The organism is Pedosphaera parvula Ellin514 (assembly GCF_000172555.1).
Lineage (GTDB): Bacteria > Verrucomicrobiota > Verrucomicrobiia > Limisphaerales > Pedosphaeraceae > Pedosphaera.
Genome location: NZ_ABOX02000090.1, coordinates 1 through 12,066 on the forward strand (window position 1 = coordinate 1; position 12,066 = coordinate 12,066).

The 12,066-nt window shown below is 50.8% G+C and carries 10 protein-coding genes and 1 pseudogene; 7 read left to right on the forward strand and 4 right to left on the reverse strand.

The features are described 5' to 3' along the window. Positions 1–143: 143 nt before the first annotated feature. Entirely contained in the window at positions 144–1,208 is a 1,065-nt protein-coding gene (locus CFLAV_RS31065; RefSeq protein WP_007418914.1) for a TIGR03118 family protein, read from the forward strand. 148 nt (positions 1,209–1,356) lie between these two features. On the opposite strand, the gene CFLAV_RS37760 is transcribed toward CFLAV_RS31065, so the two are convergent. The 4 genes and pseudogenes from CFLAV_RS37760 to CFLAV_RS31080 form a co-directional block, all read right to left on the reverse strand. Beyond that, a complete protein-coding gene (locus CFLAV_RS37760) occupies positions 1,357–1,707 on the reverse strand; it encodes a phytanoyl-CoA dioxygenase family protein (RefSeq protein WP_343123225.1) in 351 nt (116 codons plus the stop codon). A 34-nt stretch (positions 1,708–1,741) separates the two neighbouring features. Further along, positions 1,742–2,188, reverse strand: a pseudogene (locus tag CFLAV_RS37765) (phytanoyl-CoA dioxygenase family protein); the annotation flags it as partial. 83 nt (positions 2,189–2,271) lie between these two features. Then, entirely contained in the window at positions 2,272–3,096 is an 825-nt protein-coding gene (locus CFLAV_RS31075) for an ABC transporter permease (protein ID WP_007418917.1), read from the reverse strand. Positions 3,097–3,100: 4 nt separating this feature from the next. Further along, positions 3,101–3,907, reverse strand: coding sequence for an ABC transporter permease (locus tag CFLAV_RS31080; RefSeq protein ID WP_202796985.1), 807 nt, complete (start codon positions 3,905–3,907; stop codon positions 3,101–3,103). Positions 3,908–4,064: 157 nt separating this feature from the next. On the opposite strand from CFLAV_RS31080, the gene glgP reads away from it, so the two are divergent. The 6 genes from glgP to CFLAV_RS31110 form a co-directional block, all read left to right on the forward strand. Continuing rightward, positions 4,065–6,254 (forward strand): alpha-glucan family phosphorylase, encoded by a 2,190-nt coding sequence (gene glgP / locus CFLAV_RS31085; RefSeq protein WP_007418919.1) that lies wholly within the window; start codon positions 4,065–4,067, stop codon positions 6,252–6,254. 90 nt (positions 6,255–6,344) lie between these two features. Further along, the gene (gene rlmN, locus CFLAV_RS31090; RefSeq protein ID WP_007418920.1) at positions 6,345–7,481 is read left to right on the forward strand and encodes a dual-specificity RNA methyltransferase RlmN; all 1,137 of its coding nucleotides are present in this window, start codon (positions 6,345–6,347) and stop codon (positions 7,479–7,481) included. Positions 7,482–7,536: 55 nt separating this feature from the next. After that, positions 7,537–8,157 carry an imidazole glycerol phosphate synthase subunit HisH gene (gene hisH / locus CFLAV_RS31095; protein WP_007418921.1) on the forward strand — a complete coding sequence of 207 codons (621 nt, stop codon included), beginning with the start codon at positions 7,537–7,539 and terminating at the stop codon, positions 8,155–8,157. A gap of 65 nt (positions 8,158–8,222) precedes the next feature. Continuing rightward, complete coding sequence (locus CFLAV_RS31100) at positions 8,223–10,790, forward strand: fused MFS/spermidine synthase (RefSeq protein ID WP_007418922.1); 2,568 nt, start codon at positions 8,223–8,225, stop codon at positions 10,788–10,790. 146 nt (positions 10,791–10,936) lie between these two features. Continuing rightward, positions 10,937–11,488: an Hcp family type VI secretion system effector gene (locus CFLAV_RS31105; RefSeq protein ID WP_160164704.1), complete on the forward strand. Its 552-nt coding sequence runs from the start codon at positions 10,937–10,939 to the stop codon at positions 11,486–11,488. A 44-nt stretch (positions 11,489–11,532) separates the two neighbouring features. Then, positions 11,533–12,066, forward strand: a 534-nt coding sequence (locus CFLAV_RS31110) for an Hcp family type VI secretion system effector (RefSeq protein ID WP_007418924.1), incomplete at its 3' end; no start/stop codon positions are given.

Consider the following 12,066-nt stretch of genomic DNA (forward strand, 5'->3'; position numbering starts at 1 on the left):
GCGCTTCGATGAACATTGGAGTGCGTTCTTCGCCAGAGCTTTGCAGGAAAAGGCAAAGTCGTTTGACGAGATGGTGGGGACGTGCGACAGGTTGGTTGTCTCACCTGTCGTTCGTTCGTTCAACCCAAACCAAAAGGAATTCTATGCAAAGTAATCGTCGTTGCATCCCTACGACAATCATTACAATTTTCGGCTCCGCCATGATGGCAGTGCTTTCGTTATCGCCTCAACCCGCCTCCGCTGCCGGTTATGTGGTAACAAATCTGGTTGCGGATGTGGAGGGTGTAGCCAGACATACAGACACAAACCTCGTGAATCCGTGGGGCCTGGTCATTGCGCCAACTGGAACCTTGATTGTAGCGGTGAATCATTCGGACGATGCACAGTTTTTTAACCCTGACGGCACCCGGCTTCCCATCACCATCAATGTTCCAACCGCACCGACCGGCGTGGTGATCAACCATTCTCCCCAGGATTTCCTGATCAGGAACGGGCGCATCATTCAGTTCACCGATTTAATTTTCGCCACCGAATCGGGAACCATCCTTGCCGCCCGCCTGCAACAGGGCCGGTCCACCGCAGTGGTGGCGGTGGACAATTCAAAGTCAGGAGCGGTTTACAAGGGCCTGGCCCTGGGGACCAATGGCATGTTCAGCCAATTTGGAACGACCTTATATGCGACTGATTTTCACAATGGAAGAGTAGATATGTTCAACCGCAATTTTCAACGTACTGGCTCGTTTACCGATCCAACAGTGCCGGCGGGTTTTGCACCATTTAATGTCCAGACCATTAACGGACTTGTGCTGGTTACTTTTGCGAAGCAAAAGCTGCCGGAGAAAATGGATGACCAAGCGGGGCTTGGGAATGGATTCGTTGATGTCTTTACCGCCAATGGCAGCACTCACGTGCGCGTGGCTTCGCGCGGCGCTTTGAATTCTCCTTGGGGAATGGCAATTTCACCTTTCAACTTTGGCAGATTCAGCAATGCCTTGCTGGTGGGGAATTTTGGAGATGGTCACATCAACGCTTTCGATCTGCGCACGGGTGCTTTCCTGGGACAACTTAAAGACCCGAGTGGCAATCCAATCGTGATTGATGGTCTCTGGTCGCTGACTTTTGCCAGAAATTCGTCCGATCTATTCTTCGCCGCCGGTCCGGCGGACGAGACTCACGGATTGGTGGGCATTATCAGGCCTCAAAGATAGCAGAAACTTATCGGCAACGATTTGAGCCAGACCGATTCCATTGGTTGGATTGGTCTGGCTGACGGGTAATAAATAATGACCCGGGGATGGGTTAAGGGAATCGTTGAATGAATGATTTGGTGCCCACGCTCAATATCCTGCAAACTACTTATCGCTTTCCGCCAGCGACGGTTTTGTCGATCCCCGGATTCCAGAACTCCGTACTGTCCGAAAACAGTTTGGTTCCCATTTCCTTAAGCGCAGAATCAGAAACCTTTTCCAATTTTTCGTAGGAGGGATGATGGCTGGGCTTGTAAGGATTGTTGTGCCTGGTGTTGTAGCAACAGATGAGTGACCAGCGCGGGTTCGGAGATTTGTTCTGGTCGGAACGGTGCAATGTATTTGAGTGAAAGAAGAGGACATCGCCCGGACTCATTTCGACATAAACCAGATCCATGCCTTTGCCGGGCGGCCTCGACCCGTTCAGGGTCAGCACCAGTTTGATCACCAAACTTTCCATGTTCCACGCGCCCCATTTTATGTGAGCCCTTCAGAACCTGCAGGCAGCCGTTCTCTTTGGTGTTCGGATCCACGGCTACAAAGGCGGACGCCATATCTGGATAGAGGCAACCGTTCATATACCAATAGCCATAATCCTGATGCCAGCTCCAGGCACCTCCCGTGAATGGCTCCTTGATGCTCATCTTGGAATGATAATGATAGACCTCATCTCCAAGCAATTGTTCCATGGAATCCACGATGCGCGGACAACGAGCCACCGTGCCATACACGTTCTCCCCAGCCTTGTTCCAAAGCGCCAGCTTGGTGGCGCCGCCTTCACCATCCTTTAGATCGTACGTGTTTTTCTGGAAAGCGGCATCGGCCTTCGCCGTTTTACGCAGAATGTCTGCTTCTGCCTCGTCGAACAGGGAAGTGACAAGGATGTAACCGTCCCGCTCGAAAGCGGCGACTTGTGCATCGGACAAAATCTTCTTGTTCATAAATCCATGAATCGCAGAGGCAGTTGTTTTTGGCTGGTCAGTGAATGAGGGAAATAAACTTCATATTTCCGTAAAAGTAAAGCTCACGAACTGGCGCTGGTATATCTGCGTAGTGACGTCCGCCAACCCCATTCGGAAACGAGCAAACAGACAACACTCATGGCGATGAGTGTGAGAATCGGCAACGGAGAACTTAGTTTATCGGCCAGCAGCCTGACTGGGACGTTGGAGATGAGAAGCATCGGTATTGCAAAAGTGAAGACGGCCCGGAAGAGCCCACGAAATGCTTCATCTGGCATGCGTGCAATATTGAATAGATTGTAGTAACCCCAAACAATTCCCTGGGCGCGCACGGTCCAAAAACTGATGGTTGCGAGCAGAAACATGAGTGAGTAATGGATCAGTATGCCGGCCACGCAGAGCACGAGGAAGCCGATGATTTGGCCTGCCGAAGGCGAGAGGTGAAGTTTGGCTGCGGCGAAAGCCATTACCAGAACGGCTGAAGCGGCATTGACATAAGCGCCCAGATCGACCTGACGCAGGGAAATGATGAAGCGGGTGTTTACCGGCAGAAGCAGGAGGAAGTCGAGCTTGCCGGTGCGCACGAGTTCGGAAAGCTGGGTGCAATTAACGAGGAAAAAGGATTGGAAAAGCTGTTGAATGAATTGGCTGGCTCCAATGAGCAGCACCACTTCCCATTTCGTCCACGAAGCAATGTGATCCGTGTGCAAATAGATAACGCCGATGAAGCTCAGTTGCAGGCCAAACCAAAGAATCTCAACGAAAATCCACAGCAGAAAGTTGGATTTGAAACTCATTTCCCGGGCAACAGAGTTTTTCCATAAAGCCCCGTAAATGCCGAGATAGCGGCGCAGGGAGTTTGGTTTCTGAGTAGGAGTGTTGTCCATTCAATCATCCTCCAACGGCGGCGTATTTTCTAAGTCCACGGTTCCAGGCGAATCGGGCCATCAAGTAGGCAACAAATACCCACGCTGCTTGAATTACAAGCCCCTGCACCACCGCATTTCCAGTAGTTTTACCCATGTAGATACTGATGGGAAAAAACATCTGGTATGGAAAAGGGGTGAAATGGAGCACTCTCTCCAACGTTGGCGGCAGGATATTCAATGGGAATAGATGTCCGCTCGCAATATACTCGAATGCGAAGAGGATAAAGATGAAGGTGGAAACCTCAAGCACCCAGAAAGCCAGCATCGCCATGGCGTAAGACATGAAGAATTGAAGCAAAGCAGTCATGATTACGGAGAGCAGGAATAACCCCAGGGTCGCCGGGTCCTGTGGCAGTACAAAGTAACGGCGAAAGGAAAAAATAAAAATCGCGAGCGGAATAATGGCAACCGCAAGATAGATGATCCGACTCGAGAAGAATAAACAAAGTCGGTAGACCATGTAATCTATCGGTTTGAGCAGGAACTGGCTTATGTTACCGTCCTTGATATCTGAGGCGATTTGCCAGTCATCTTCACTTACCGCGGTCAGGGCATCGACGATGGTTACCAGCAGGTAATAGGAGGTCATGCCTGCAAGTGAGTAATCTGCCACACTTGCCCCGGAGGATTTCCCGGAATAAATTGCCCTCCAAAGGTATATGGTCGCCAGTAAAGGGATAAAACCAAAAAGGATGCGGAAGAGAAAATTGACGCGGTATGTCAAATTATTCTGAATTCCGATGTTGATGACATGCCAATATTTCTTCACAATCTTGTTTCGTCGGAGCTTACTGTAGAGGGCTTTAGGGACAAACACAAATTCCCTGCCGGACCAGGTATTATTTTTCGGCCTCCCCTAGCGCAACCAAGGGGAAGAGGCTATTAATATGGGCATTTTTGAGAAAATCGAGCTGTAGAATTAAAATATGACTAACACACCGCTTACGCCGGCAGAATTGAATGAACTTGTGGCCGGGCTGAACAGGATGGCCCACAATCTCTGGTGGACCTGGGATCAGGAAGCTCAGGAAGTTTTCCAGGAGCTTTCGCCGCGCAGTTGGCAGAACCTTTATCATAATGCCGTGGCTGTCCTGCATGAAGTATCGGATTACGAGCTCCGCGTAAGGCTTCAGGATCATGATTTTGCGCAAAGAGTGCGCGGGGTGCTCAAATCGTTTGAGGATTACCTGAACGATAAGGAAACCTGGGCACATAAACATGCTCCGGCACTGCATAAGAATCCGGTGGCTTACTTTTCCGCGGAGTTCGGCTTTCACGAAACCTTGCCCATCGCCGCCGGCGGCCTCGGTATCCTGGCGGGTGACCACGCGAAATCAGCCAGCGACCTTGGCATTGGTTTTGCAGGCATCAGTCTCTTTTATCGTGAAGGATATTTCCAACAGGCGATCAATCAGGACAATTGGCAAACTGAGTATTACACACTGTTGAATCCAAAAAACCTGCCGATCGAGCCGGTTTTGAATGCGAAGGGTGAGCCGCTGGTTTGCTCGGTGGAGATCACCATGAACGAGGTGTTCTTCCAGGCGTGGCGGGTCAACGTGGGACGAAATCCAGTTTACTTGCTGGACACCAACCGGCCGGAAAATCCGCAGCACTTCCGTGATCTGACCCTCCGTGTTTATGGTGGCGACAGTACGACGCGCATCATGCAGGAGGTTTTGCTGGGAGTTGGCGGAGTTCGACTGCTCCGCGCCCTCGGCGTGCAACCTTCCACCTTTCACATGAACGAAGGCCATGCGGCATTCCTCACTTTGGAGTTGGCTCGTGAAAAAATGGAGAAGGGCAAAAGCTTTTCGGAAGCGATGGAAGCAACGAAGAAGGAATGCATTTTCACAACCCACACTCCGGTGGAAGCCGGGCACGACCGTTTCAATCAGGAATTGATGGACTATGCGATGCATAAGTTCTTCAGCCACTTGAAAGTTCCTTTTACCGAGCTCATGGGATTGGGCCGGGTCAATCCGAACAATTCAAGTGAACCATTCTGCATGACGGTGCTGGCCTTAAAGGCATCCCGCGCCGCGAATGGGGTGAGCGAGCTTCACGGAGAAGTCAGCCGTCATATGTGGCAATCGCTTTACGGCGTCCCCACGGAGAAGGTGCCGATTGGTCATATTACCAACGGTATTCATTTGCTGGGCTGGATGAAGGGACCGGTGCGCCGTTTCTGGAGAAGAAGGCTTGCCTTGGGCAAGCAAGGCGCGACGGCTGGAGATACAAGTCTCCTCATGCGGGATTATCCCAATCCAACCTGGGACAAAGAAATCAATTCGCCTGAGTTTTGGCAGAGGGTGGGCGATCCGAATTTTATTTCTGACGAAGAGATCTGGGCATTGCGTTACAAATTACGCCGTGAATTGATCGAATTTGCACGTAGGCGCTTATTGTTGCAGGGCCAGCGGAATACGTCAGTGGACTTCATCGCCTTTGATCAGCTGTTAAATCCAGATGCACTGACGATCGGTTTTGCCCGCCGTTTTGCTACCTATAAGCGTGCACCGCTGATTTTCCAGCAGTTTGAAAACATTGTCCGGCTGACCCGGGATCGTTCGCGCCCCATTCAATTCATTTTCGCCGGCAAGGCGCATCCCCGGGATGATGATGGCAAGCGTTACATCCAGCATATCATCCATCTCAGCAAGTATAGCGACATGCAGGGACACCTCGTCTTCATCGAGAACTACGACGTCCATGTCGCCCGGCAGATGGTTTCCGGGTGCGATATCTGGCTGAACAATCCACGTCGTCCGCTCGAAGCTTCTGGCACCAGTGGCATGAAGGCGGGTTGCCACGGTTGCTTGAACTTGAGCATCCTGGACGGATGGTGGCGTGAGGGTTATGACGGAACCAATGGTTTCGCTATCGGAACGGATGCCCATGCGGATTCAGTCGAAGAACAGGACCGCATCGACAGCACGAACCTGTTTAAGGCCTTGACCGAGGATGTCATCCCGACCTTCTTCGACCGCGATGCGAAAGGCCTGCCCAAGCGTTGGATCCAGATGGTTCGCCGGGCCATGGTGACCTTGGTGCCGCAATTCACGACCCGCCGCATGGTCAAGGAATATACCGAGAAGTATTACGTGACCAAATAAGTCGCGGAAATTCAAAATCTCATAAAAGCCGGAGGCTGAATCGCTCCGGCTTTTATCTTTATTGATTGGACAATTCGGTTAAGTTGAATCGTGGTAACTGACATTAAATCTTATACTTCTGAAGAGCTGCAAGCCCGCTTTAAGGAATTGAACCAACCGGGCTATCGTGTGGGGCAACTTTTGGAATGGCTGTATGTTCATCGCGTGGCCAGTTGGGATGCGATGACAAATTTGCCCAAGGGGCTGCGGGAGGTATTGCAAAAGGAATTTACCCTTCAAACCCTGGAATTGGTGCGCCGGCAGGGTTCACGCGATACGACGCAGAAGTTTCTTTGGAAATTGAATGACGGGGCTATGATTGAAAGCGTGCTGATCCCGGCGAATCCGGCACTTTATGGTGAGGCAAGCGATCGGCATACACTCTGTGTTTCCACACAGGTCGGTTGCGCCTATGGATGCAAATTTTGCGCCAGCGGTTTGGAAGGTTGGAAACGCAATTTACGGGTCGAGGAAATTGTGGAGCAGATTCTGGCCATCGAACGGTGGAACGCTGCTGAGGAAGCCAAAGGTTCCAAACCGCCTGAGGCAAATCCCAAGCCGAAAACGACAGAAGTGACGCGTTTCATCAATAACCTTGTCATCATGGGCATGGGTGAGCCGCTGGCCAATTACGAGAATTTGCTCAAGGCTCTCCGGATTTTGAATGCGCCTTGGGGTGGGGGGATCGGAGCGCGAAAAATTACGATTTCGACGAGCGGCCTCGCGCCGCAGATTCGCAAGCTGGCGGATGATCCATTGCAGTTCCGCCTGGCCATCTCCCTTCACGGCGCCACGGATGAGGTGCGGAATAAAATCATGCCGGTGAATAAAAAATATCCTCTCAAGGAATTGACGGCCGCCTGCGAATATTATCAGCAGAAAAAAGACCGCATGATCACCTTTGAATACATTTTGATTGCTGGTGTGAATGATGGTTTGGACCAGGTGAAGCCGCTGGCACAACTGGCGCATCGACTGAATGCAAAGGTGAACTTGATTCCCTACAACAAGGTTGAGGATTTGACCTGGGAACGCCCGACAGAAGCGGCACAGGAGGCTTTCCTTGCCACGTTGGAGAAGGAACGGGTGGTGGCCACACTGCGTCGGGAGAAGGGACATGACATTGACGCGGCCTGCGGGCAATTGCGCTTGAAGACGGAACGCGAGATGGCGGCCAAGGCTTCGTAAACAGCTCGAATGGATGCGTGTTGAAATTCCCGGTCACTAAACTTATTCTTGGCGTGTGATTGCTTTGATTGATTACGGTTCGGGTAACCTGCGCAGCGTCCAACGGGCATTGATGAAAGTGGGCGCGGATGTGCGAGTGGTGAGCAAGCCCGAAGAGTTGAAGGATGCCCGGGCGGTGGTGCTGCCGGGCGTCGGCGCTTTTGATGATTGTGTAAACGCGCTCAACAAGCAGCACATGCTGGCGGCTTCGAAGGAGTTTATGAAGACGGGACGCCCGTTCCTGGGTATCTGCGTGGGCTATCAGGCATTGTTTGAGAAGAGCGAGGAATTTAATAGTTGCGCGGCCGGATTGGGAATTTTTAAAGGCAAGGTGGTTCGCTTTGCAGAGAAGCCCGGGCTTAAAATCCCGCAGATTGGCTGGAATCAAATTGAAGTCGCGAAGCAGGACTGTCCATTGTTCAAGGGAATCGCCAGCGGCAGTTATGTCTATTTTGTGCACAGCTTTTTCCCGCAACCAATGGATACTTCCATCGTCGCGACACGGACCGATTACGGCCAGCCCTTTGCCTCATCGGTTTGGAAGGACAATGTTTACGCGACGCAGTTTCATCCGGAGAAAAGCCAGAAGATAGGATTGCAACTGCTGAAGAACTTTGTGAAACTGGCGGCAAACTGATTCCGCTCCTTTTCCAGCGTCGAAATTCCTTGGCTTCAATGGCAGGCTTCTTACTCTAAGCTTGAATGAATGGCTTTTTCCGGTTCTGTACCTATTTATTGGTTTTTGCCACGGGTGCGGCAGGGCTTATCTATCAGGTTGTCTGGCAGCGCTATTTGAGCCGTTTGCTTGGCGGTGACAGCATGGCCACGGCCATTATCCTTGCGGTTTTTCTTGGCGGGTTATCGCTGGGCTACTATTTGTGCGGCAAACTCAGTGTCCGTTTTAAGTATTCCCTCCGTGGTTACGCGTACCTTGAAATCATCATCGGAGTTTGGGGATTGCTATTTCCTTCCTTGTTTGCGCTAGTTGAATCCGGGACTCGCTCATGGAACTTTGCACCGCCACTTGGCATGATATTTGAAGGAGGCATTTCTGCGGTGTTGTTAATGGGAGTGCCGACACTTTGCATGGGCGGCACGATACCCTTTCTTACCCGAGCTCTTTCACAATCATTAAGCGAGGCCACCCGCGTGCACGCCTCGGTTTACGCCATCAATACCGTGGGGGCGTTTGCCGGAACACTGGCCGCCGGGTACATTCTGATTTACAGGCTTGGCCTCTCTGGAACTCTATACCGGACTGCGCTGCTTAACTTTGCGGCAGCATTGTTCTTCTTTGCACTCTCCTTTCTCATCAAGTCCGGGGTTCCGGAACAGGGTGACAACGCCGGGAAACTTGAGCAAATGATGTCCGATGATGAAAGCTCCGGTCGTTTTCCGCCAACAATCCTATATTTGATTGCATTTTTGAGCGGCTTTTACGTGATGACACTCGAGAATGTCCTGATACGAATCACCAATCTTTCCATCGGCAGTTCCTCTTATTCTTTCTCACTCATTGTCGCAGTATTTGTTTTGTGCATTGCCATTGGCAGCTATGTGGTCGGCAGGCTCAAAAGGCTTTCCAGAACGCTTCTCTTTTATAATCAGATGGCGCTTGCGCTTTCTCTCGTGCTGCTGTTCGTTACGCTTGATAAATGGCCTTACTTCGGCCACCTGATCCGCATCAGCTTTCAATCCAACATGGCCGGATTCTGGTTATATCAAGTCGCCGTGCTACTGGCGCTGCTGGCAGTGCTTTTGGTGCCGGTCGCTTTGATTGGAGCCACTGTGCCGCTGGCGTTTCATGAGTTGAAACGGGATTTGCCCAAGGTGGGATTACATTCAGGAAAGCTGTTTTCATGCAATGCGACTGGCTGCATGATAGGCAGCGTGATCGGGGGGCTTCTGTTGTATTATGTTTTTAACAATGATCAGGTATTCCTGGCAGCACTGCTTCTGGTGGTGATTTCCTTCATCCTCTCCGCACTGCCTCTCTCGAGGTTGCACCGTTTGGCCTCGATATTTTTTGGATTGGTTGCAGTCGGATTTGTGTGGTTGAAACCATGCTATGAGAATCATCGATTTGCCTTCGGCACCTATCGGCTGAGGTCGCCACTGGTTTTTTCTTTTGGCGGTCCCGGAATGTTTTACGATGACTTCTACGCGCGACGGAAGATTCTGTTCTATAAGGATGGCCCGGCAGGAACTGTTTCGGTCATTGAAAATGCAAAGCCGCCCGGCTTTCCCCAGCCATCAGAACCTAGCATCCCATTGTTTATCCCACCCGCAGACGAAACCAACGGAAACCCGATTCGGGAACGGCGGCTTCTATCGATAGCCGTCAATGGTAAATCCGATTCAAATGTGGTTTACGATCGCGAAACTTTGAAGCTGCTTGCGCATATCCCCGCACTTTGGGCCGAGAAGAAGGAGAATGCAATCGTCATTGGTCTTGGCACCGGCGTCACTCCGGGCGAGCTTTCGCTGTACCCGGAAATGAAAAAGATTGTCGTTGCCGAAATCTCTCCCACAGTGATTTCAGCGCTTCCTCAATTCGAAGAGGCGACCCATGCCATCCACAAAGACCCTAGATTTGAGACGCGAACTGGTGACGCCTTTCGTGTGCTAGGGCGGAGCAGGGAGAAATGGGATATTATCATTTCCGAACCCAGCAATCCGTGGATCACCGGAGCAGATCAACTCTTCACAAGGGAGTTTTATCGCATGGTCAGGCAGCATCTTGCCGATACTGGAGTCTTCATGCAATGGGCTCAAGGCTACTCCATCAACACTGAGACTTTCGGCATCATTCTCACGACCGTGAGAAGCGAATTTAAAAATTGTTACATTTTCCAGGGAACCGAAGGGGATTTTCTTATCCTTGCCACACCAAAGCCACTGACAAAAGCTGATAGGGAGCGTGCGGAATCAGTCCTGAACTCCCACGAGTCTGTCAAACGTTCCCTGGCCGATATTCGCATCAATAACACCTCGGATATCCTGGACCGGGAACGTCCTGGTCTTACCATGCTGGCGCCGCAACTGGCGACTTTCGGGATGGAAACACAGGATCATCCACGAATTCATTACTTGTCAGGTGAGACCTTGTTTACCGGTGAAGCAATCGGAGATGAGGGATTGTCCCCGTCTGGCGGCAAGCAAATCGTGATTTCACGGAAGCTTCTTGAAAGTAACTTGAAAAAGCCTTCTTCCCAGTCGATCAATTCCAATCAGATTCTTCCTCAAGGAAACGAGCCTAAACAGCCTTAGCCGCTGATTGATCACTCCTTTGAAGGGTATTTTGGTGCGTAGGTTCAGAATTCTGAGTAGATTAAGTTAATTTCGGGCCCTTGGATTATTTAAAGCAACACCATGAATGCATGCACAGGCGTTTCATGGGGAAAGTTATTATAGAAATGAAAGCTAGATTTGCCTTGTTCGCTGTCCTGCTCACCGCCGTGGCTTTCGCCACCACCTCCGCCCACGCGGCTTACAATATTTACCTTCAGGCAGGAGCGATTCAGGGAGAGTCGACCTCAACCACGCATCCTAAGTGGTGCGATGTCTATTCGATCAGCTATGGTGTTTCCAATCCCTTCGATTTTACATCCTCGCCTCCTACGGAGAAACCTAATATATCCAGCATCAACCTGATGAAGAGCATGGACAAGGCATCTCCAATTTTTATCCAGGACTGCAACATCGGAACCCATCTTAGTACCGTGGTGATCGAGTTTGAAAAGGCTGGCACCTCAGTGCCGGTCGTATTTTACAGAATCACATTGGAAGATGCTGTCATTACCAGCATCCAACATTCCGGTTCTGCAGGTGGCGATGACACGTTGACGGAATCTGTCAGTATCAACTTTGCAAGGATCAAGTGGACGTACTATCCCGTTGATGCAAAGGGTACGGTTGGTACTAAGGTTGAAACGGGATGGGATGTGCAAAACAATAAGGCTTATTAGTCTTTTGTCGCCTCATTTCCCGCGAACACGAACCGCTAAATACGATGGTTCATTGGTTCAAAAGAAATCTTCTGACCGCGCTTCTGGGCATGGTGCTGGCCTTGTTGGCGTTGCCTGTGCCTGCTGCTCAACAGATATTCATGAACGTGGAAGGTGTTCCTGGTGAGTCGCTCGACAGCCAGCACCGGAACTGGATAATTGTCAGCAGCTTCAGCCACGGCATCAGTCACTTCCAAACCGGTGGCAATACCAATTCTGCTCCATCGCATTCTCAGTTGAGCATAATGAAGACTCTCGATAAGTCCTCACCAACACTTGCGTTGTATTGTGCCAAAGAGACCGTTATTCCTTCCGTTAATTTGGACTTCACGAGCGCGACGAATAGTCAATTGCGCTATTATCAAATCAGCCTGAGCAATGCCGTTGTGACCAGCACTCAGCTTTCCGGTTCCGCCGGGAGTGCTTCTTTGCCTTTTGAAAGTGTATCATTCGTCTACAGTCGAATCGACTGGACCTATACGCAGTTTGACGCGACAAGCAAGTCAATGGGTAGTATTACAACCTTTTGGGATCTGATT

Excerpts from the sequence above, each read along its gene's own strand:
- CFLAV_RS31065 (WP_007418914.1), top strand. The coding sequence starts at position 144 with ATGCAAAGTAATCGTCGTTGCATCCCTACGACAATCATTACAATTTTC.
- CFLAV_RS37760 (WP_343123225.1), bottom strand. The coding sequence starts at position 1,707 with ATGGAAAGTTTGGTGATCAAACTGGTGCTGACCCTGAACGGGTCGAGG.
- CFLAV_RS31075 (WP_007418917.1), bottom strand. The coding sequence starts at position 3,096 with ATGGACAACACTCCTACTCAGAAACCAAACTCCCTGCGCCGCTATCTC.
- glgP (WP_007418919.1), top strand. The coding sequence starts at position 4,065 with ATGACTAACACACCGCTTACGCCGGCAGAATTGAATGAACTTGTGGCC.
- CFLAV_RS31100 (WP_007418922.1), top strand. The coding sequence starts at position 8,223 with ATGAATGGCTTTTTCCGGTTCTGTACCTATTTATTGGTTTTTGCCACG.
- CFLAV_RS31105 (WP_160164704.1), top strand. The coding sequence starts at position 10,937 with ATGAAAGCTAGATTTGCCTTGTTCGCTGTCCTGCTCACCGCCGTGGCT.